We start from the raw sequence: 21,261 nt of genomic DNA on the forward strand, positions 1-21,261 counted from the left end.
GCTGGATGGGCTCGCTGGCCATGCATCTCCTCGGCAATGCCAACGTACACTTCCGTCGCCGCGTGCGGCGTGCCACATGCGCCGTCATTCTTCCGATTTACCATCCGCCGCACTGACGTGGAGTTCGCATGCCGGTCCCAACAAAAACCATTGGTTTGATCGGCGGAATGAGCTGGGAATCCACCCTGCCCTACTACCGCATCATCAACCAGCACGTGCGCCCTGCGTGCGGTGGCCTGCACTCGGCGAAGCTGCTGCTTTACAGCGTCAATTTTCATGACATCGAGCGGTTGCAGCATGCCGGCGATTGGGAGGGGGCCGCCCAGGCGATGGCAGCAGCAGCGCGTGCACTGCAAGCCGGAGGCGCCGACTTCATCGTGCTGTGCACCAACACGATGCACTGCGTTGCTGACGCGATCACCGCCGCCACACCCCTACCGTTGCTGCACATCGCCGATGCCACCGCCGATGCATTGGTCGCTGCGGGTACCCTCCGTGTCGGGCTGCTTGGCACGCGCTTCACCATGGAGCAGCCGTTCTATCGCGAGCGCCTGGAAGCGCGGGGCTTGGACGTGCTGGTGCCGCCGGCCGAGGCACGCGCACAGCTGCATCGGGTGATCTACGACGAGTTGTGTCAGGGCGTGATCAAACCGAGATCGCGCGACTATTTCCGTCATGTCATGGCCGACCTCGGCCAGCACGGTGCGCAAGCGATCATCCTGGGGTGCACCGAGATTTCGCTGCTGGTAGATAGCACCGATGCGCAGCTACCGTTGTTCGACACCACCGCGTTGCACGCCGAGGCGGCCGCGTTGGCAAGCGTGTCCGGCTGATTCGCGACGAAGGCGCAGCAATGGCGCCCTGACCGAAGCAACAGCATATTTGCGTGAAGTCTGATAGGTGCTATCGGCATTTCATTGCCCAAACGCCGTAGCGACGGCACTGCATGGCAGCTAGCATTAGATGCTCGGCGCGTTACCAAGCTTCAATGGCAGTGCGTCGCCACCCGCGACAGGATGCAATTGCATGACCACCGACGCCCTACCAACGCAGCTCACCCGCCGCGATTACAGAACGCTGGGCTTGTCCGCGCTGGGCGGCGCGCTGGAATTCTATGACTTCATCATCTTCATCTTTTTCGCGAAGGTGCTGGGCGAGTTGTTCTTCCCGCCCGGCATTCCGGAATGGACGCGGCAGTTGCAGACATTCGGTATTTTTGCCGCCGGCTATTTGATCCGCCCGCTGGGCGGCATTGTGATGGCCCATTTCGGCGACCTGCTCGGGCGCAAGCGCATGTTTGCGCTGAGCATCGGGTTGATGGCGCTGCCCACGCTCGCTATCGGCGTGCTGCCGACCTACGCGCAGATCGGCGTGGCGGCACCGCTGTTGCTGCTGACGATGCGTCTGCTGCAGGGAGCGGCCATTGGCGGCGAGGTTCCCAGCGCATGGGTGTTCGTCGCAGAACACGTGCCCGCGCGACGCAGAGGGCTGGCTTGCGGCACATTGACTGCTGGCCTGGCTGCCGGCGTGCTGCTTGGTTCGCTGAGCGCTGGCGCACTCAATCGCGCCTTCACCCCGCAGGAAATCGCCGAATATGCCTGGCGACTGCCATTCCTGGCCGGCGGCATCTTCGGCCTGCTGTCGGTGTATTTGCGGCGTTGGCTGCATGAAACGCCCGTGTTCGCTGAGTTGGTGGCCATGCGTGCGCTGGCACGCGAGACGCCGCTGAAAGTGGTGCTGCGCGATCACCCGCGCAGTCTCGCGTTGTCGCTGTGGCTGACCTGGGTGGTGGCCGCCGCAGTGCTGGTGGTATCGCTGATGACGCCCACGCTGCTGCAGACCGCGTATGGCTATCCGGCACCGGTCGCGCTGCAGGCCAACCTGCTGGCAGTGCTCATGCAGGCCATCGGCTCGGTGGTGGCCGGCGCGCTCTCGGACCGCTGGGGCAACGGGCGTGTTCTGCTGGCCGGCAGCGTATTCCTGGGCATCAGCGCATGGCTGTTCTATCGCCTGGCAGGCGACCCGCAACTGCTGTTCCCGCTGTATGCCCTGCTCGGTACTGCGCTGGGCGTGCTGGGTGCGATTCCCCGCGTGATGGTCGAGGCGTTTCCACCTGTGGTGCGTCTGTCCGGCGTGTCGTTCGCCTACAACCTGGGCTATGCCGTGTTCGGCGGCCTGACCCCGTTGCTCGTGGTGCTGCTGCTCAAGCAACACCCGATGGGGCCGGCGTATTACGTGATTCTGCTGGCATCCATCGGAGCCATCGTTGGCGCCCGCCTGTGGCAACGTGAGTAGGTACACCCCTCTTAGAACCGCTGCCAACACCTAGCGAGCGGTGGTCGGTGGGCGTGCACGGCGCGCAGGAGCCGCAGAGTACAAAGTTGGTATCGGCTCTGATGCTGAGCGCCGGCCGCGCCCGCCTTGCGGCTGCGCAGTCGGTTCGTGAGTCGCCTTAATCAGCGAACGGCACGCGCCCGGGCTGCTCCACCACCGCCCCGCTCGGCGTGCGCCAATGCGGGCGCCGCATACCGCGAAACATCACCAGATACAGGCCCACCACCCACACCAATGCAGCCGACCAGCCGCCGAGGATGTCGGAGGGATAATGCACGCCCAGGTAGATGCGCGAGACACCGACCAACAGCGCGAACAGGCCGGCAACAATGGTCACCGGCCAGCGCCAACGCGTACGCCACGCCAATGCAATCACCACGGCCGCCAGGGTCATCGAGCCCATCGCGTGGCCACTGGGAAAGCTGAAAGTGCTTTCCGGTGCGATCGATTCCCACAAGCTGGGCCGGTGCCGCTGAAAGAACTGCTTGGCGCCCAGGTTGAGCAACGCCGAGCCCACAAACCCCAGCGCGGCGAAGGTGCCTTCGCGCCAGCGCCGCAGCACCAGCAACACCAGCACGATCGCGATATCCAGCGGGATCACGCCGTACTGGTAACCAACTTTAGAGACGATGCTGAAGAACGCATCCAGCCCCGGCGAGGCAATGCTGCGCAGGCTCCACAGCAACGGTTCGTCGAAATAGAAGTTTTCAAGCTCATGCACTTCGTCAGCGAGATCGACGAACAGTCCCAGCGGCAGCAGCACGCCCGCAAACAGCAAGCCGAACCGCCACGCATTGCGCTGCAGCCAGGTCTTGAATCCAGCCGGCGACTCAGCCGGCCCGACGGACATAGGTGCGTTCGACGTACTGATCGATCAGGTCGATAAATTCGTAAGCGATGTTTTCGCCGCGCAGGGTGACGGTCTTTTCGCCATCCACGAACACCGGTGCCGACGGCGCTTCGCCAGTGCCCGGCAGCGAGATGCCGATGTTGGCGTGTCGCGACTCGCCCGGCCCGTTGACCACGCAGCCCATCACCGCCAGCGTCATGTTCTCCGCGCCGGGGTTGCTGATCTTCCATTCCGGCATCTTGGCGCGCACATGGTTCTGCACCACGCCGGCCAGCTCCTGGAAAAACTCCGAGGTGGTCCGGCCGCAGCCGGGGCATGCGGTGACCAGCGGCGTGAACGCGCGCTGCCCGGTGGTTTGCAGCAGCTCCTGCGCGACGATCACTTCCTGTGTGCGCGACTGCCCCGGTTCGGGCGTCAGCGAAATGCGGATGGTGTCGCCGATGCCTTCCTGCAGCAGCACGCTCAGCGCCGCAGCCGAGGCCACGATGCCCTTGCTGCCGATACCGGCCTCGGTCAGGCCCAGGTGCAGCGCGAAATCGCAGCGCGCGGCCATGTCGCGGTACACCGCGATCAATTCCTGCACGCCGGACACCTTGGCCGACAGGATGATGCGCTCGCGCGGCAAGCCCAGTTCCACGGCGCGTTCTGCCGAATCCACCGCCGAGCGGATCAGCGCTTCGCGCAGCACCCGGCCCGCATCCCACGGTGTCTCGCGCTTGGAATTCTCGTCCATCAGCTGCGCGGCCAACGCCTGGTCCAGCGAGCCCCAGTTGGCGCCGATGCGCACCGGCTTGTCGTACTGGATGGCGAATTCGATCAACTGCGCGAACTGCAGGTCCTTCTTCTTGCCGAAGCCCACGTTGCCCGGATTGATGCGGTACTTGGCCAGCGCCTCGGCGCAGGCCGGTTCGGCCGTGAGCAGCTGGTGGCCGTTGTAGTGGAAGTCGCCGATCAACGGCACTTCGATGCCCATCATGCGCAGCTTGTCGACGATGCGCGGGATGGCCGCTGCCGACTCGGCATTGTTCACGGTCAGGCGCACCATTTCCGAGCCGGCCCGCCACAACTCGGCGACCTGCTTGACGCTGCCGGCGATGTCGGCAGTGTCGGTATTGGTCATCGACTGGACGACCACCGGATAGCCTCCGCCCACAACGACGTTACCGACCTTGACGGCCTGGGTGATGCGGCGCGGCCAGGCGCTGGCATCGGCGGGGGGACTTGGGCGGGTGACGGCGTCGTACATCGCGCTATTTTAGCCTGTCCGCCGTCCGCTCACAGCTGAAGCGCTGCACGCGGCCCCTCCCCGCCCGGATGCGACGGTTTGTCGCAGGCCACCACCCCGACGAGCGCATAGCATTGCCGAGATGAATACCTCCGACGCCTCCTTCCTGCGGACCCTGTGCAGCCTGCGCTGGCTGGCCACCGCCGGCCAGGCCGCCACCATCCTGGTCGCCAGCGGGCTCATGGGCCTGACCCTGCCGCAGGAGCCGCTCTGGGCCGGGGTGGCCGCGCTGGCGGTGTTCAACCTGTATGCGCAGCTGCGGGTGGCGCACCGCGGCGCGGTGGGCCCAGCCACCGAGTTCGGCCACATCCTGGTCGATGTGACGGTGCTGACCTGGATGGTGGGCTGGAGCGGCGGCATCGCCAACCCGTTCGGTTCGCTGTTCCTGGTGCTGATCGCGCTGGCCGCACTCGCCCTTCCGCTGAGCTGGGCGATGGCGGTGGCGGCGGCCTGCGTGGCCGGCTACGTCATCAGCGCCGCATTCGGCCTGCCACTGCCGTACGGCGGCTTCGACCCGTTGACCCTGCACATGTGGGGCATGGCGGCCAACTTCCTGCTCTCCACCGTGGTGGTGCTGGTGTTCGCCACCCGGCTGGCGTTGTCGCTGCGCGAGCGCGAACGCGAGATCTCCACGCTGCGCGAGCGCTTTGCACGCAACGAAGGCATCGTGGCGCTGGCCACGCATGCCGCCTCGGTGGCGCATGAGCTCAACACCCCGCTGGCGACGATGACCCTGCTGGCCGACGACATCGCCGACCAGTGCGATCAGGTCGAGCTGCGCGAAGACCTGGAAACCCTGCGGGAACTGCTGGTGCAATGCCACGAGCGCGTGCTGGCGCTGGCCGCACCCGCCGACAACGGCCATCTCAGCCGCGAGGTAGCGGTGCGCGATGTGCTGGAACAGTGGCGCCTGGTGCGCCCGACCATCGAGCTGCGCCGCAATGAAGACGCGCCGCTGCGGCTGATGCTGCAACCCGGCGTGAGCCACCTGTTGATGGTGCTGCTCAACAACGCCGCCGATGCCGGCGAACGCGCCGGCCGGCCGCTGATCGACCTCACCCTGCGCGTCGAAGACGACCAACTGGTCGGCGAAGTGCGCGACTACGGACTGGGCTTCGACACCTCGCAGGCAATGTTGCCGGGCACCTTGTTCAACAGCGGCAAGCCCGACGGCATGGGCGTGGGACTGGCCTTGTCGCATGCCACCGTCGAGCGGCTGCAGGGTGAACTGTGGATGCTTCCCGCCGAAGGCAGCGGCGCCCGCGTCGGTTTCCGCCTGCCGCTCTCCGAACACGAGGCCCTTGCATGAGCACTCCCATCCGCACCGGCCTGCTGGTCGACGACGACACCCTGTATCTGCGCACCTTGCAACGCAGCCTCGCCCGTCGCGGCGTGGAAACGCTCACCGCCACCGATGCGGCCAGCGCCTTGTCCACCGCACGCAGCGCGCTGCCGGACTTCGCCCTGATCGATCTGAAGCTGGGCCACGACTCGGGATTGAACCTGATCCAGCCGCTGCGTGAGATCCGCCCGGACATGCGCATCCTGCTGGTTACCGGGTACGCGAGCATCGCCACCGCGGTGGAGGCGATCAAGCTCGGCGCCGACGACTACCTGCCCAAGCCGGCCAACATCCCCACCATCATGCGTGCGCTGGGCGAAGAGGACGACGACCTGCCCGAGCCGGACGAAGAAGAAACCGCGCAGGAAATGATGACCCCGCTCAGCCGCCTGCAGTGGGAGCACATCCAGCAGGCGCTGCACGAAACCGGCGGCAACGTGTCCGCCGCCGCACGCCTGCTGGGCATGCACCGCCGCTCGCTGCAGCGCAAGCTCACCAAGCGCCCGAGCCCGGGACCGCAGCGCGAGCCCGGGCGCTAAGCGCCTGGTGTGCCTGCTGCGGTTTCGGCCGGCTTTCGCAAACACGTTGAGCGGCTGCCTCTGCATGGGTGATCGTTCGCCGTGCATCATGGATGACCGCGCACCAGTCATCGTCGTTGCGCTGAAGCACAGCCGACGTTGCGTACACAGCGCAGTCGGCGAAAGCACGAACCAGGCTGCCAGCCGATCGCTTACGCGCTCTGCAACCGCCTAGAGCGCTGTAACCACGCTACAAGCGCCTCACAGAACACACTGCACAACGCACAACAGACGCAATGATCCTTGCAGGCACATCGCGCCCTGCCGCAAAACCACCGATGCATCACTCCATCGCCCGCACGCGCGCACCGAACACCCGCGCCCGGCGCGAGGTCGCTGCAATGCCGTCCGGGCCCTGGATCAGGCTGCGTCCCCAGCTACTGAGACGCGCAGGATCCCAACCGAGCACGATATCCAGCGACTGCGTGCTGCTGTCGTTGCCCGACCACGACCAGCCGAGATAGCCCACGCCGTACGCGCGCGCGCGGCGCATGATCGCCGCCTCGTCCACGGGCGCGCCGCGATGATCGGCGCCGAACTCGCCCACCACCAGCGCAAGATTGTTGCTGCGGAAGGTGCGCAGGTAGCTGTCCACCACCGCGTCGCTGCCGAACACCTCGTACATGTGCACGCTGAAAATCAGGTTGCGGCGGCTGTCGCGCGCCAGCAACGCCGCCGCGTTGTCGCGCATGTAGAACTGCCAGTCCTGGCCCCAGTTGGGCGCATCCACCATCAGCGCATGCGTGAGCCCGGCGCCACGCAGCGTGGCGATCGCATTGGCGTGGCCGGTGACCCACTCGCTGGCACTGAGCTGGTTGCCGAACGGCTCGTTGCCGATGTTGATGATCACGTAGTCTTCCTGGCCCACCAGCGCAGTGCGCACGCTGGTCCAGTAACTGGCGGCATGGGCCAGGCTGCCGGCGGCGCCGTCTTCGCCATAGCCGGTGGTGTCGTGCACCTCCAGCACCGCGATCAACCCCAGGGCCTTGCAGCGCGCGATGATGCGCGCCACCTCGGCCTCGGGCGTGCGGTTCCAGCGGTGGCCGGAACTGAGCACCACCCGCACGCTGTTGGCACCGGTGGCCGCGATCTGCGCCAGCGCGGCATCGGTGCGATCGGCAAACCAGGCATGCGGCAGGTTGATGCCGCGCAGGATCAAGGTATTGCCATTGGATTCCTTCAGCTGTGTGCCCGACACGGACAAGCCGGCGTGCGCGGACGACGCCAGCAGCAGGCCAGCAAGGATCAGGACCAGGCGTTGCGCCAGGCGAGGAATGGTGTTCATGCTCGGCTCCAGACAAGGTGGACGCCGCAGACCGGCGTCCGCGGACAGCGCGCATCAGGCGTGCGCCCAGACCGTGCCAACCCACGACGCAGGCGATCGCAGCGCGGGTCACAGAACAGACAACAGGTACAGATCAGGACAGAGCGCGCAGATCCGCATCCTGCGTGCTGGTAACGTTATCTTGTGCGTGTCCTTGCACCACGCGCTCGTTGCAAACGGCGAGCAAACCCTCGGCCCTGTAGGCACAGCGCACCCGAACCCGTCTGCGCCCTGCCGTGGTGCAGCGCAGTGATTCGGCCGCCAGTGCTGCGCGGAGCGTCGAATGCAGCGTGCCGATTGCCGCGCTGCGGCACTCGCACGCGCGGACAACTGAACGGCGCCACTCGCGCGTGATCAAGTCGCCGCGCTCGAGGCCGATACGGGCACATGCATTCCACGCCCGCTCCTGTCGCCTCCCCCCTCCCGTCTGCGCTCGATGAAGCGGCACGGCTGGCGGTCCTGCACGGTCTTTGCCTGCTGGACTCGCCGCCGGACCCGGTCTTCGACACCATCGCCGCCATGGCCGCACGCATGCTGGGGACCGAGATCGCCCTGGTCTCGCTGGTGGACGAGCACCGCCAGTGGTTCAAAGCCCGTGTCGGCCTGGAAGCGCCTGAGACCCCGCGCGAACAGGCCTTCTGTGCGCACGCGCTGCGCTCCGATGACGTTCTGGTGATTCCCGATGCCTTGCTGGACCCGCGCTTCTGCGACAACCCGCTGGTGCTGGGCGCGCCGCATATCCGCTTTTACGCTGGCGCACCGCTCAAGCTGCGCGATGGCCACACCATCGGCACGCTGTGCGTGATCGGCACCAGCCCGCGTGCCGGGCTGGATGCGGAACAACGCATCCAACTGGAAGGCCTGCGCGACCTGGCCGTGCTGCGGGTCGAGAACCTGCGCAGCAGCACCTACCGCGATGGCCCCACCGGCCTGCCCAACCGCGCGCGCTTCAGCGAAGACCTGGACGCGGTATTGCTGCAACGCACGGCTGATTCCGCCGCCACCGCGATCGCGGTGGACCTGTGCGGCAGCGATTACTTTCGCGACATGGTCAAGGCGCTGGGCTGGGATTACGCAGACGGCTATGTAGCGCTGGCCTACAAGCGTTTGATCAGCAAATTGCCGGCCGGCACCGCCTTGTACCGGCTGGATCCGACCACCTTCGCCTTCATGGTCACCACCGCCGACCCGCTACGCCTGAGCGCGCTGTGCAGCAAGATTTCCAAGGGGTTCGTGGCGCCGCTGGAGCACCAGGGCATTCCGCACACTGCGGTTGCCTCGATTGGCGCGGTGCTGCTGGAAACCAGCTACGGCGCCGCCGATACGCTGCGCTCGCTCACCACCTCGGTGGATGTCGCCCGCGAACATTGCCTGACCTGGAGCCTGTACGAGCGCAAGCACGACGTGGTCCAGCGCAATACCTTCCGCCTGCTGGCCGCCCTGCCCGCCGCACTGGCCAGCTCCAACCAGCTGCGCCTGCACTACCAGCCGCGCGTGGATCTGCACGACCACCGCTGCGTGGCGGTGGAAGCGCTGCTGCGCTGGCAGCACCCGATGATCGGCCCGGTGATGCCGTCGGACTTCATTCCGATGGCCGAAAAGACCGCGCTGATCAACCGCATCACCGCCTGGGTGATCGACCAGGGCATCGCCCAGGCCGCACGCTGGCAACAGCAGGGCCTGGACTTCAACCTGGCCTTGAACGTGTCGGCTGCCGATCTGGATCAACCCGGTTTCGTCGGGCTGCTGCGCCGCGGCCTGGACCGCCACAAGCTCGACCCGCGTCGGCTGGAGATCGAATTCACTGAAAGCGCGATGATCCGCCACCCCGAGCATCTGTCCGAGCAACTGGCGGCCGTTGCCGCGCTGGGCGTGCATATCGCCATCGACGACTTCGGCACCGGCTACAGCAATTTCAGCTACCTCAAACAACTGCCGGCCAGCTCGCTGAAGATTGATCAATCCTTCGTCCGCTCGCTGCCGGACAGCCACACCGACCGCACTTTGGTGCCGGCGATGATCCAGCTCGGCCACAGCCTGGGCCAGCGCGTGGTGGCCGAAGGAATCGAGTCGGCGCAGGCCTACGCACAGCTGCGCAGCTGGGGCTGCGACGAAGGCCAGGGCTACTGGATCGCCAAACCGATGCCTGCCGCCGCGCTGGAAGCCTGGCTGGAGACACCGTGGTACGAACGCGCCACCGACGCTGCCCCGCCAGCACCCCAACTGGAAGCCGTGCGCCTCTGAGTGACGGCGCCCAAACGCAACGCGGCGCAGAGAATGCTCTCCGCGCCGCGTTACTTACTGCCTGCGATGTGCGCTGGCGCTTACCAGAACACCGCGTACAGCGCGATCAGAATCGCAACCACGCCCACCGCACCGATCTTGAAGCCCAGCGTGGTGCCGTAGGCCACGTCCTTGGTGCGGATCAGATCGCGCGCCTGCGTGGCCGGTGTCAGGAGCGACACCACCACCGCCAGCACCAGCGCGGCGACGAACACCACGCCGATGCGGTCCATGAAGGGCAGTTCCGGCCACAGGATCTTGAGCGCGAACGACAGCACCACCGAGCCGATCGCCGCAGTCAATGCGCCAGCTTCGTTGGCACGCTTCCAGAACAGCCCCAGCATGAAGATCACCACCACACCGGGGGTAAAGAAGCCGGTGAATTCCTGGATGAACTGGAAGCCCTGGTCGAAGTTGCCCAGCAACGGCCGTGCGGTGAGGATGCCGATCAGCACCGAGACGGCGGCAACGATGCGACCCACGCGCACCAGCTGTTTCTGCTCGGTCTGCGGGCGGAACTTGGCGTAGAAATCCAGGGTAAAGATCGTCGCCACCGAATTGATCTTCGACGCCAGCGAGGCCACGATCGCGGCGACCAACGCGGCGAACACCAGGCCCAGGATGCCGGTCGGCAACAGCTGCATCATGGTGGGGTACGCCTGATCAGGCTTGGCCAGATCCGGGGCCAACACCACTGCGGCAATGCCCGGCACCACGATCACCACCGGCATCAGCAGCTTCAGGAAGGCAGCGAACACCATGCCCTTCTGCGCTTCGCCGATGTTCTTGGCGGCCAGTGCGCGCTGGATGATGTACTGGTTGAAGCCCCAGTAGCTGATGTTCATCACCCATAGCCCGCCCAGCAGCACGCTCAGGCCAGGCAGATCCTTGTAGAACGGGTTGTCCTTGCTGAGGATCATGTGGAAATGCTCCGGGTGCGCACTCCACAGCTGCTTGAAGCCGGCCAGCACGCCGGCGCCATCGCCGATGCGCGACAACGTCAGGCCGGTCACCAACAGGCCGCCCAGCACCAGCAAAGTGACCTGCACGATGTCGGTCAGGGCCACGGCCTTCAAACCGCCGTACAGCTGATACACCAGCGCGAATACGCCGATCAGGGTCAGCGCCAGGGTCTGGTCCATGCCGGTGACCTGGCTGACCGCGATCGAGCCCAGCCACAGGATCGAGGTGAGGTTGACGAACACGTACAGCAGCAGCCAGAACACCGCCATCAGCGTGCGGATCCACTTGCCGTAACGCTGCTCCAGGAACTGCGGCATGGTGTAGATGCCGTTGCGCAGGAAGATCGGCAGGAAGAACTTGCCCACGATCAGCAGCGTCAACGCCGCCATCCACTCATAGGAGGCGATGGCCAGGCCGATCGCATAGCCGGAACCGGCCATGCCGATGATCTGCTCGGCAGAAATATTCGCTGCGATCAGCGAAGCGCCGATCGCCCACCACGGCAGCGACTTGCTGGCCAGGAAGTAGTCTTCGGCACTCTTGCTGTGCCCGGCCTTCTCGCGTGACACCCACTGCGCGAGCACGAAGATGCCGGCCAGATATACCAGCACGATCACGATATCCAACGTCGCCAAACCCACTGCACTCTCCTGTCTGGCTCTGGGGTGTGCGCCGCCGATCGGGCAAGCCTGCAGCGTGCCGCCGCCACGCACTTAGGTACGTAGCGTCAGCGCGGCGAACCGCGGCTGCAGGCCATCCCGACCATTCGACGACACCGCTCCCCGCGGCGGCTGTTGACACCACCTGCAACGGTGGCCGCTGTCGTGCACCGCCACGGTGGCGGTGCACGTGTTGCTTCAGCGCAGCAGTGGGTGGCCCTGCGGCCAGCCACTGCGGCTGGACTTACTTGACCGGGCAGTCGACCGTGACTTCGGCTTCGTTGAGTGCGCCCAGCGCAATCTTGGACACCGCGATGTCCAGCGCCGCGGCGCTTTCAATGCTGGCGACCTGGGTCAGCTTGGTCACGTCGGCGCCGGCTACCGCAAAGCACTTCAGCGGGATGCCCACCACCTTCCACTGGCCCTGCGGCAACGCGGCCAGGGTCTTCTGCGCATCCACACGGCCGCCGCACTTGTCGCCGCAGCCCACACCCAGCCACACCGGCGCGGTCACCGCGCTGTCGCGGCGCAGGGTCAGCTGCAACTGCACGTCGCCGTTGCTTTCGCGCGACACATCCACCGGCTTGCCGGACACCAGCAGCACGCTGGAGGCCTTGGCACCGGACCACTGCAGGCGGCGCGCATCTTCCTGCGCCTTGTGGTCCACCGCGCTCATCTTCAGGCTGCCATCGGACAAGCCCACCGGCAGCGTGGTCGCCGGCATGTTGGCCTGGCCGGCGTTGGACAGCTGCATCGCAATGCCGAGCGCCGGCTTGCCGCGCACGAAGTACACCCCGCCCACCGACTGCTCACCGGAGACGCCCGACTCTTCCGGCAGCGCAGCCAGATCGCCCTTGTCGGCGTAGGTCAGGCCGAAGCCGAACTTGAACTGCGGGTCGTAGTCCTTCTGGCCAACATTATTGGCGAACTGCACCGCGGTCTTGGGCCAGGAGAAGCTCAGCTTGCCCTTGAAGTCGTTCTGCACGCTGCCATCGGCCTTGCGCAGCAGCACGTCGGCAATGCCCTCGCCTTCGGAGCCTGGCAACCACGCGGCGACGAACGCATCGGCCACGTTGATGTACTGGTTCATCCACAGCGGGCGGCCGCTCAGGAACACTGCCACCACCGGGATGCCTTCGGCCTTGAACTTCTTCAGCAACGCCAGCTCGCTGTCGTCGCCCGGCTTGTACAGCAGCGTGGCTATGTCGCCCTGGAATTCGGCATACGGGTTTTCGCCAAACACCACCACAGCCACATCAGGCTTGGTCTTGTAGGCGCCATCCACGGCCAGCTCAGCGCTGCCGCCGGCTGCGGTGATCTGCTTGTTCAGGCCTTCCCAGATGGTGTTGCCGTTCGGGTAGTCGCTGCGCTTGGTGCCGGTGCCCTGCCAGTTCAGCGTCCAACCACCGGACTGCTTGCCCATGTCGTTGGCGCCGTCGCCGACCACCAGCACGCGCTTTTTCGGATCCAGCGGCAGGACGCCGGCCTGGTTCTTCAGCAGCACCAGCGACTCACGCACCGCCTGGCGCGCAATGGCGCGATGCTCGGGCGCGCCGAGCAGCTCGAACTTGCCACCGAGCGGGCGCTTGGATGGCTTGCCGGCTTCGAACAGGCCCAGCCGCAGCTTGACGCGCAGGATGCGGCGCACCGCATCGTCCAGGCGCTCCATCGAAATCTGGCCGGACTTCACGGCGGCCAGCTCGGTCTCGTAGATGCCCTTCCAGCTGTCGGAGGCCATCGCCATGTCGACGCCGGCAATGAACGAGGCCGGGCAGTTCTCGTTGGTGCAGCCCTTGACCTGGCCATGGCCATTCCAGTCGCCAACCACGAAACCGCCGAAATTCATGCGGCCCTTGAGCACGTCGGTCAGCATGACCTTGTTGCCGTGCATCTTTTCGCCGTTGAAGCTGTTGAACGAGGCCATCACCGTCTGCGCACCGGCGGCAATCGCCGGCGGGTAACCGGCGGCATGGATGTCGCGCATGGTGGCTTCGGACACCTTGGTGTCGCCCTGGTCCTTGCCATCGGTGGTGCCGCCGTCGCCGACGAAATGCTTCACCGACGAAATCACATGGCTGCCATCCAGGAACTGCGGCGTGCCCGGTACGCCCTGCACGCCCTCGACCATCTTGCCGGCGAAGCTGGCCACCACGTCCGGCGACTCGGAATACCCTTCGTAGCTGCGGCCCCAGCGGTCGTCCTGCGGCACCGCCACGGTGGGCGCAAAGGTCCACTCCATGCCGGTGACGCGGGTTTCGGCCGCGGTGACTTCACCGATCTTCTTGATCAGGTCCGGGTTGCGCGTGGCACCCAGGCCGATGTTGTGCGGAAACAGCGTGGCGCCGACGATGTTGCTCTGGCCGTGCACCGCATCGATACCGAAGATGATCGGAATCGCATTGCCGCCCTTGGAGGTGTCCATCGACGCTTCATAGAACGCGTCGGCCAGCTTCAGCCACTCGGCCGGCTTGGCGTCGTACTTGCCGCCCGGGTCGGAGTTGCCACCGGCCAGCACCGAACCGATGCGGTACTTGCGCACATCGTCCGGGGTCATGCTGGCGATGTCGCCCTGGATGGTCTGTGCGACCTTTTCCTCGACGCTCATCTTGGCCATCACGTCGCTGATGCGCTGCTCCAGCGCCTGGTCCTGGGCGAACGGCCACTTCGGCGACGGCCACTGGTCCGGATGGATGGTGGTGGAGCTCTCGGCCGGCGTTGCCGCCGGGGCGGTCGTGTCGGCCGAGGCGGTGGACGTGGCCTCCTTGCCTTGGCAGGCAGCCAGCATCAGCACCGCGGCGGCGGTAGCCAGGGAGAGGGCGCGGCGCGCAACGGGCGCGGCGGTACGACGAAGCAGCATGTCCAAGATCCGGGTCTCCAGGTGGTTCTCCTGCCGCAATGCAAGCGCCGCAGGCCTTTAGGCGGCGTACGCTCACGTGATTCCCCTACCCTGTCAACCGTGCTCGCCCGTATGCCAAATCACGGGGAACTTATCGGACAGGGCTATAGCGTTGGAATACCGGCAGCCGCAGTCAAACCGCGGAAAATCGCCGAATCCGGTGCCACGCCTGCGCCGGCGCGCCCGCGCACTTTGCTGCATTGCACCACCGGCGCGCACACGCAGTGCGCAGCCCTCGCCCCGTGCTGCCCAGCCGGCACCACGTATCAGCTCGCTAATCTGAAACACACGCCAACGGGTGAGCCCGCCGTCAAACAAGTGTCATCTGGGCGACCTAGCGTGACCGGCTTGCCAATGCGCGCGACGCATTGCCATTGCCGTCATTGCCTGGAGTTTCGATGTCTGCCTCCCCCGATCCCATCCGCCGCCGCGCCCTGCAATTGCTGGCGTCGGTTCCTCTGCTGCCGCTGGGCAGCGCCAGCGCCGCAGCGCTGCAGCAACTCGGCGGTGCCGCATTGGCTGCGCGCCCGCTGCGTCCCTCGGAAAACCCCGCGCGGCTGGTTTCGGCCACCTTCCACGGCATGCCGGCGCCCACCCTGGCCAACCCGGCGGCGATGGCCACTACCACCGTCGGCTCGGCACTCACCGTGGCCCGGCATGACGGCAGCACCCAGCGCTACGCCTTGGCCTATGACCCGTTCTTCGTCACCGGCGACCAGGTGCCCGATGGTCACGGCGGCACCGTGCTGGCCGGCGGCTATTACGACATCCAGCATCGCCCCATCATCGACCGCTCCAAACCCGGTGCCGAGCGCCCGTTTTTTTCCGATTGCCCGGATGGGTCGTCGCTGCTCACCCTGCCCAATGCCAAGGTCGCAGGCGTCAAGGGCAACACGGTGTTTGCGGTGGTGCAGTTCGAATACACCACCCGCGACCAGGCCGGCAACGACACCAACCGCCACCTGCCCGCACCGATCGCCGTGCTCACGCTCGACCAGGACCCGGCGACCGGCAAGCTGTCACTGGTGAAATACCACAACGTCGACACCGCCCCCGTCCACGGCCTGTGGACCACCTGCGGCGCCAGCCTGTCGCCGTGGAATACGCATCTGTCCAGCGAAGAGTACGAACCCGACGCCACCGCGCTGGCCGGCAATACCCAGTTCCGCAGCTACAGCACGCATCTGTATGGCGACCCGGAACGCGCCAACCCGTACCACTACGGCCACCTGCCGGAGATCACCGTGCACCCGGACGGAACGGGGAGCGTGCGCAAGCACTATTGCCTGGGCCGCATCTCGCACGAGCTGGTGCAGGTGATGCCGGACAAGCGCACTGTGCTGATGGGCGACGACGCCACCAATGGCGGGCTTTTCATGTTCATCGCCGATCGCGAGGCCGACCTGTCGGCCGGCACGCTCTATGTCGGCAAGTGGCACCAGACCTCCGGCGTCGGCCCGGGCGCGGCCACGTTGAGCTGGATCAAGCTGGGACACGCCACCAGCGCCGAGATCGAAGCCCTCGCCAACCGCCTCACCGCCGCCGACATTCTCGACGTGCACCTGAGCGACCCGGGCGATGCCACGTTCACCAAGATTCCCTTCAACGGCACCTCCAACTGGATCCGCATCAAGCCGGGCATGGAGAAGGCGGCCACCTATCTGGAAACTCATCGCTATGCCGCATTGGCCGGCGGCAGCCTGGGCTTCACCAAGCTCGAAGGCACCACCGTCAACGCGCGCGACAAGATCGCCTACATGGCAATGTCCTACATCGTCACCAGCATGCTCAACGGCTCGGGCGACGTGAAGGTGGAAGGCCCGCAGTCCGGCGCGGTGTATGCGCTCAACCTGCGTGGCGGGCGCCGCGACACCAAGGGCGCACCGATCCACAGCGAATGGGTGCCGATCGACATGGCCGCGCCTGCCGCGCTGACCGGCCACGACCTGGCGCAGGCCGACGGGCTGGGCAACCTGGCCGACCCGAACCGGCTGGCGAATCCGGACAACCTCAAGTTCTCCGAGTCGCTGCGCACGCTGTTCATTGGCGAAGACAGCAGCCTGCACGTCAACAATTTCCTGTGGGCCTACAACGTCGACAGCGGCACGCTGACGCGCCTGCTCTCGGTGCCGGCCGGCGCCGAATCCACCGGCCTGCACGCGGTTGACCAGATCCATGGCTGGACCTATGTCATGAGCAACTTCCAGCATCCCGGCGACTGGGAAAGCCCGCTGCACGACACCGTCAAGGCCACGCTGGATCCGCTGGTGCGCGCCAACTACAAGGATCGCTTCGGCGCTGCAGTCGGCTATCTCACCGGTGACCCGGTGGCGGTGCAGTTGAGCAAGGCGTAAGCCCATCTGGCGTGCCGCTCGCAGCGACCGAAAGGCGTTGCGAGCGGACATGCCATCACGACACGCCGCGCGCCTCCAGTGCCGTCATCACAATGGGTTTTGCCCAGTCCGGCACCTGCGCCAGTTGCTCGGCGGTGGTCGGGTAATGCAGCCCGGCGTGATCCAGCTCCGTACCAGCAGCGGTTCCACCTGCCCGGCGGCATCGGCCGGCGCGCTGTTGTCGTACACATGCAGCACCGCCAGATGCGGCAACAACGTAATCAGGTTGGCGCGCGATGCATCAAAGCGCTCGCGGATCTTGTGCTCGGCAATCGCATGGCCCCCTGCGGCCACCCGCGCCGCGACGCGTTGCAAATGCAGCTCCACGCTCGACAAGCCGCAAAACCACACCGCGATGCGGTGCTGCGCACAGGCGTCGAGCAACAGACGCGGGATTGTCTGCGCGCCCAGCGTGGTTTCGAAGGCATAGTCGTGGCCCTCATCCATTGCACGGCGCAGCCGTCGCAGGCCTTCCTGCCAGGCCTGCGCATTGGCCTCGTCCAGCGCCCAGCCCTGCTCCACCCATTGCCGGGTGAAGGCGTCCGGCTTGAACCAGGTGGCGCCATCCTCCTGCAGCAGGCTGCCCAGCAGCGAATGGCTTAAACGCAACGGGGCCCGAAGGCCCCGTCACTCAACACGCAGGCGATTGCAGCCGCGCTTAGCCGCGCAGCTTGGCCAACAGCTCGCGCGTGACCGGGTCGGCCACATCGGCGGCCTCGCCCTTCAGGGCAGGCAGCAATTGGCTGGCCAACTGCTTGCCCAACTCGACACCGAATTGGTCGAACGCGTTGATGCCCCACATCACCGACTGCACGTACACGCTGTGCTCGTACATCGAGATCAGCGCACCCAGCGCCTGCGGAGTGAGTGCATCGAGCAGGATCACCGTGCTCGGGCGACCGCCCGGATAACTGCGGTGCGGGTCGCTGCTGTCCTGGCCATTGGCCAGCGCCTCGGTCTGCGCCAGCACGTTGGCCATCAGCGCGACATGGTTTTCTGCGTACGGGTCGTCGTTGTGCACGGTGCCGATGAAATCGGCCGGCACCACGCTGGTGCCCTGATGCAGCGCCTGGAAGAAGCTGTGCTGCACGTCGGTGCCGGCACCGCCCCACCACACCGCCACGGTATCGCTGTCCACGGCCGAGCCGTCCAGCTTGACGCGCTTGCCCAGGCTCTCCATCACCAGCTGCTGCAGATACGCCGGCAGCAAGGCCAGGCGCTGGTCGTAGGTCATCACCGCATGCGTGGCGCTACCGAGCAGGTTACGGTTCCACACTGCGGTCAGTCCGTGCAGCACTGCCACGTTTTCTTCCAGCGGCGTGTTGAGCGCATGCGCGTCGAACTGCGCGGCACCGCCGAGCAGTTGTTCAAAACGCTCAAAACCGATCGCCAGTGCAATCGGGAAACCGACCGCCGACCACAGCGAATAACGGCCGCCCACCCAGTCCCACATCGGCAGCACGCGGCCAGGTGCAATGTCGAACGCCTTGGCGGCACGTTCGGGATTGGCACTCACTGCGTACAGGCGCTCACTGCCACCCAGCCACGCATGCAGGATGCTGCCGTTGAGCAGGGTTTCCTGGGTGCCGAAAGTCTTGGAAATCAGGATGCCGGCGGTTCGTGCCGGGTCCAGCGTTGCCAGGGTGCGCTGCATGGCCGCGCCATCGACATTGGAAACGAAATGCACACGGAAACGCGCACCGGACGGTGCACGCAATGCATCGGCGACCAGACGCGGACCCAGATCCGAACCCCCGATGCCGACGCTGACAATGTCGGTGACATCGGTGCCTTCCAGCTGCTGGATCAGCGCGCCCATGCGCTGCCGGACCTCAGTAGCGGTGGCGTATGCATCGGATGCGACCGGTGCATCGGTGAGATCACCACGCAGCGCGGTGTGCAGGGCGGCGCGCTGTTCGGTGACATTGACCTGCTCGCCACGGAACAGCCGCTGGAATGCGCCTGCCAGGTCGCGCTCGCGTGCGATTGCAAACAGCGCATCGAGCGCGGCGCGGTCGTACTTCTGCCGCGCGAAGTTGAAATACAACGGACCGACTTGCCGGGCGTACTGCGTGGGCCGCTGGGGCTCTGCGGCAAGCAATGCGGGGATGGCAGCGCCGCGCAGGCGCTGGGCGTGGGCGTGAAGCGCGTCGAATCCGTTGGTATGTGTCATGCGGCCTGAGTGGGGATGCTGTGGTTGGTGTGGGAGATCGCGTTGTGCGCGTCCACATATACCAGATTGGGCTTGAAGGTCTTGGCTTCGTCTTCGCTCATGCTGGCGAAGGCGGCCACGATGATCAGATCGCCCACCTGCACGTGGCGCGCTGCGCCACCGTTGAGCGAGATGATGCCGCTGCCTTCTTCGGCACGGATGGCATAGGTGCTGAAACGCGCACCATTGGTGACGTCCCAGATATGGACCTGTTCGAATTCGCGGATGCCGGTCGCTTCCAGCAGCAGGCCGTCGATGGCGATCGAGCCCTCGTAGTTGAGCTCGGAGTGGGTGACGGTGGCGCGGTGGATCTTGGCTTTCAGCAGGGACAGGTGCATGTGGCTACAACGCAAAGGAAAGCCGGCATTTTAGCGGAAAGTGCAGGCATCGACCGGCCAGCAGCGCAGCCGGTCGTGAGGGCTTCAGGCCGGCCGCGCGCGCGGCCTCAGAATTCCAGGTTGTCGATCAGCCGGGTGCTGCCGATCCGGGCAGCGATCAGCGCCACGCGCGGGCCGGCTGCCGGGGCGCCCAAACCGTCGTCGGGCTCGCTCAGATCAGGCAGGCGCAGCGCGGTGTAGTCGACACGGAAACCCACCGCTTCCAGTGCCTGGGTTGCCGCCGCCTCGACCTGCAGGCGCGGCACGCCGGCGGCATGGCTGTCGCGCATCTGCAGCAGCACCTTGCGGATCTGTGCCGAGATCGGGCGATCGTCTGCCGACAGATACTGATTGCGCGAGCTCATCGCCAGGCCATCGGCCTCGCGCACGATGCTGCCGCCCAGGATTTCGATCGGAAACGCCAGGTCGGCCACCATCTGCCGGATCACCGCCAGCTGCTGATAATCCTTCTTGCCGAAGGCAGCCACGTCCGGCTGCACCTGATTGAACAGACGCGCCACCACCGTGCAGACGCCATCGAAGTGGCCGGGCCGGCAGACGCCTTCGAGCACGTCGCTGACACCGGGTGCATGGATCGGCGTGGCCAGCGCGGTCCCGAGCGGATACATGGTATCCACGTCCGGCAACCACAGCGCGTCGCACCCGGCATCCTCCAGGCCACGCATGTCGGCTTCGGGCGTACGCGGGTAGCGTGCGAAGTCTTCATTGGGGCCGAACTGGGTCGGATTGACGAACACGCTGGAGACCACGCGGTCGGCGTACTGGCGCGCCAGCATCACCAGCGAATAGTGCCCGGCGTGCAGGTTACCCATGGTGGGCACCAGCGCCACGCGCAGCCCCTCGCGCTTCCAGCCGGTGACCAGTGCGCGCAGCGCCGACAGATCGGTAATGGTCTGGATCATGCGGCGTACGCGTGCTCGGCGTCGGGAAAGCTGCCTTCCCGCACAGCCTGCGCGTAGGCCTGCACGGCGCCCGCCACCGACCCGCCTTCGGCCAGAAAATCCTTGACGAACTTGGGACGGCGATGGCCGCTGTCCAGGCCCAGCATGTCGTGCATCACCAGCACCTGGCCATCGCAGCCGGGGCCGGCACCGATGCCGATCGTGGGCACGTGCAACTCGGCGCTGATCTGCGCTGCGATCGGCGTCGGCACGCATTCGAGCACGATCAGGCTGGCACCGGCATCGACCGCGGCCTGGGCGTCGCGACGCAGCTGTTCGCCGGCTTCGCCACGGCCTTGCACCTTGTAGCCGCCGAAGCGCAGCACCGACTGCGGCGTGAGCCCAAGGTGCGAACACACCGGGATTTCTCGCTCAACCAGGTAGCGGATCACGTCGAGCTTGTGCCCGGCGCCTTCGATCTTGACCATCTCCGCACCCGCCTGCAGCAGCTGGGTGGCGGCATCGAGCGCACGTTCCGGCGTGGCATCGGCCTGGAACGACAAGTCGGCCACCAGCAACGCACGCTCCAGCACGCGGGCCACCGCGGCGGTGTGGTAGACCATGTCGGCCGTGGTCACTGGCAGCGTGGAATCGTGCCCCTGCACCACCATGCCCAGCGAGTCGCCCACCAGGATCAGGTCCACGCCATTGGCGTCGAAGGTGCGCGCAAACCCGGCGTCGTAGGCGGTCAACATGACCAGTTTTCGACCGTCGCGCTTGGCCTGCGCCAAGGCGGGCACGGTCCAGGGCTTGCTGTCGGTATGGCTGCTCATGAAGTCATTACGTGGGGTGATAAGCCGGCC

15 protein-coding genes and 1 pseudogene are annotated in these 21,261 nt (G+C 66.1%); 6 read left to right on the forward strand and 10 right to left on the reverse strand.

What is annotated here, in order from left to right; genetic code table 11:
- Positions 1-128: 128 nt before the first annotated feature.
- The gene (locus QRM60_RS00495; RefSeq protein WP_285445367.1) at positions 129-833 is read left to right on the forward strand and encodes an aspartate/glutamate racemase family protein; all 705 of its coding nucleotides are present in this window, start codon (positions 129-131) and stop codon (positions 831-833) included.
- A gap of 193 nt (positions 834-1,026) precedes the next feature.
- Positions 1,027-2,295, forward strand: coding sequence for an MFS transporter (locus tag QRM60_RS00500; protein ID WP_285445368.1), 1,269 nt, complete (start codon positions 1,027-1,029; stop codon positions 2,293-2,295).
- Between the two features lie 157 nt (positions 2,296-2,452).
- Here the strand turns inward: QRM60_RS00500 and QRM60_RS00505 are convergent, their stop codons facing one another.
- Both QRM60_RS00505 and ispG read right to left on the reverse strand, forming a co-directional pair.
- Entirely contained in the window at positions 2,453-3,184 is a 732-nt protein-coding gene (locus QRM60_RS00505; RefSeq protein WP_076039120.1) for a phosphatase PAP2 family protein, read from the reverse strand.
- Entirely contained in the window at positions 3,165-4,430 is a 1,266-nt protein-coding gene (ispG, locus tag QRM60_RS00510) for a flavodoxin-dependent (E)-4-hydroxy-3-methylbut-2-enyl-diphosphate synthase (protein ID WP_285445369.1), read from the reverse strand. Before ispG ends, QRM60_RS00505 begins: the two co-directional genes overlap by 20 nt.
- A 121-nt stretch (positions 4,431-4,551) precedes the next feature.
- Between ispG and QRM60_RS00515 the strand changes: the two genes are divergently transcribed.
- Together QRM60_RS00515 and QRM60_RS00520 are read left to right on the forward strand one after the other, a co-directional pair.
- Positions 4,552-5,778 (forward strand): ATP-binding protein, encoded by a 1,227-nt coding sequence (locus QRM60_RS00515; RefSeq protein ID WP_042598944.1) that lies wholly within the window; start codon positions 4,552-4,554, stop codon positions 5,776-5,778.
- On the forward strand, positions 5,775-6,350 hold the full coding sequence (locus QRM60_RS00520; RefSeq protein ID WP_042598943.1) for a response regulator transcription factor: 576 nt from the start codon (positions 5,775-5,777) through the stop codon (positions 6,348-6,350). Before QRM60_RS00515 ends, QRM60_RS00520 begins: the two co-directional genes overlap by 4 nt.
- A 322-nt stretch (positions 6,351-6,672) precedes the next feature.
- On the opposite strand, the gene QRM60_RS00525 is transcribed toward QRM60_RS00520, so the two are convergent.
- Positions 6,673-7,674, reverse strand: coding sequence for a glycoside hydrolase family 5 protein (locus tag QRM60_RS00525; RefSeq protein WP_285445370.1), 1,002 nt, complete (start codon positions 7,672-7,674; stop codon positions 6,673-6,675).
- A 426-nt stretch (positions 7,675-8,100) separates the two neighbouring features.
- On the opposite strand from QRM60_RS00525, the gene QRM60_RS00530 reads away from it, so the two are divergent.
- Positions 8,101-9,957, forward strand: coding sequence for an EAL domain-containing protein (locus tag QRM60_RS00530; RefSeq protein WP_285445371.1), 1,857 nt, complete (start codon positions 8,101-8,103; stop codon positions 9,955-9,957).
- An 80-nt stretch (positions 9,958-10,037) separates the two neighbouring features.
- On the opposite strand, the gene QRM60_RS00535 is transcribed toward QRM60_RS00530, so the two are convergent.
- Positions 10,038-11,600 carry a sodium/sugar symporter gene (locus QRM60_RS00535; RefSeq protein WP_042598940.1) on the reverse strand — a complete coding sequence of 521 codons (1,563 nt, stop codon included), beginning with the start codon at positions 11,598-11,600 and terminating at the stop codon, positions 10,038-10,040.
- 262 nt (positions 11,601-11,862) lie between these two features.
- Positions 11,863-14,481, reverse strand: a complete 2,619-nt coding sequence (locus QRM60_RS00540; RefSeq protein ID WP_285445372.1) for an exo 1,3/1,4-beta-D-glucan glucohydrolase — start codon at positions 14,479-14,481, stop codon at positions 11,863-11,865.
- 431 nt (positions 14,482-14,912) lie between these two features.
- Here QRM60_RS00540 and QRM60_RS00545 point away from each other — a divergent pair, with 431 nt between their 5' ends.
- Complete coding sequence (locus tag QRM60_RS00545; RefSeq protein ID WP_285445373.1) at positions 14,913-16,868, forward strand: alkaline phosphatase PhoX; 1,956 nt, start codon at positions 14,913-14,915, stop codon at positions 16,866-16,868.
- Positions 16,869-16,923: 55 nt separating this feature from the next.
- Here the strand turns inward: QRM60_RS00545 and QRM60_RS00550 are convergent.
- From QRM60_RS00550 to panB, 5 genes and pseudogenes are all read right to left on the reverse strand, one after another.
- A pseudogene (locus QRM60_RS00550) lies at positions 16,924-17,516 on the reverse strand (hypothetical protein).
- 49 nt (positions 17,517-17,565) lie between these two features.
- Positions 17,566-19,080 carry a glucose-6-phosphate isomerase gene (gene pgi / locus QRM60_RS00555; RefSeq protein ID WP_285445374.1) on the reverse strand — a complete coding sequence of 505 codons (1,515 nt, stop codon included), beginning with the start codon at positions 19,078-19,080 and terminating at the stop codon, positions 17,566-17,568.
- Complete coding sequence (gene panD, locus QRM60_RS00560; RefSeq protein ID WP_042598937.1) at positions 19,077-19,457, reverse strand: aspartate 1-decarboxylase; 381 nt, start codon at positions 19,455-19,457, stop codon at positions 19,077-19,079. The genes pgi and panD overlap by 4 nt, the downstream gene beginning before the upstream one ends.
- A 107-nt stretch (positions 19,458-19,564) precedes the next feature.
- Positions 19,565-20,419: a pantoate--beta-alanine ligase gene (gene panC / locus QRM60_RS00565; protein ID WP_115004519.1), complete on the reverse strand. Its 855-nt coding sequence runs from the start codon at positions 20,417-20,419 to the stop codon at positions 19,565-19,567.
- A complete protein-coding gene (gene panB / locus QRM60_RS00570) occupies positions 20,416-21,231 on the reverse strand; it encodes a 3-methyl-2-oxobutanoate hydroxymethyltransferase (protein WP_285445375.1) in 816 nt (271 codons plus the stop codon). The genes panC and panB overlap by 4 nt, the downstream gene beginning before the upstream one ends.
- Positions 21,232-21,261: the final 30 nt, after the last annotated feature.

Source organism: Xanthomonas sp. fls2-241-TYG-148 (genome assembly GCF_030208815.1).
Lineage (GTDB): Bacteria > Pseudomonadota > Gammaproteobacteria > Xanthomonadales > Xanthomonadaceae > Xanthomonas > Xanthomonas campestris.

Bases quoted from the DNA above. Each gene is read 5' to 3' on its own strand.
- QRM60_RS00495 (WP_285445367.1), top strand. From the start codon at position 129: ATGCCGGTCCCAACAAAAACCATTGGTTTGATCGGCGGAATGAGCTGG.
- QRM60_RS00500 (WP_285445368.1), top strand. From the start codon at position 1,027: ATGACCACCGACGCCCTACCAACGCAGCTCACCCGCCGCGATTACAGA.
- QRM60_RS00505 (WP_076039120.1), bottom strand. From the start codon at position 3,184: ATGTCCGTCGGGCCGGCTGAGTCGCCGGCTGGATTCAAGACCTGGCTG.
- ispG (WP_285445369.1), bottom strand. From the start codon at position 4,430: ATGTACGACGCCGTCACCCGCCCAAGTCCCCCCGCCGATGCCAGCGCC.
- QRM60_RS00515 (WP_042598944.1), top strand. From the start codon at position 4,552: ATGAATACCTCCGACGCCTCCTTCCTGCGGACCCTGTGCAGCCTGCGC.
- QRM60_RS00520 (WP_042598943.1), top strand. From the start codon at position 5,775: ATGAGCACTCCCATCCGCACCGGCCTGCTGGTCGACGACGACACCCTG.
- QRM60_RS00525 (WP_285445370.1), bottom strand. From the start codon at position 7,674: ATGAACACCATTCCTCGCCTGGCGCAACGCCTGGTCCTGATCCTTGCT.
- QRM60_RS00530 (WP_285445371.1), top strand. From the start codon at position 8,101: ATGCATTCCACGCCCGCTCCTGTCGCCTCCCCCCTCCCGTCTGCGCTC.
- QRM60_RS00545 (WP_285445373.1), top strand. From the start codon at position 14,913: ATGTCTGCCTCCCCCGATCCCATCCGCCGCCGCGCCCTGCAATTGCTG.
- pgi (WP_285445374.1), bottom strand. From the start codon at position 19,080: ATGACACATACCAACGGATTCGACGCGCTTCACGCCCACGCCCAGCGC.
- panD (WP_042598937.1), bottom strand. From the start codon at position 19,457: ATGCACCTGTCCCTGCTGAAAGCCAAGATCCACCGCGCCACCGTCACC.
- panC (WP_115004519.1), bottom strand. From the start codon at position 20,419: ATGATCCAGACCATTACCGATCTGTCGGCGCTGCGCGCACTGGTCACC.
- panB (WP_285445375.1), bottom strand. From the start codon at position 21,231: ATGAGCAGCCATACCGACAGCAAGCCCTGGACCGTGCCCGCCTTGGCG.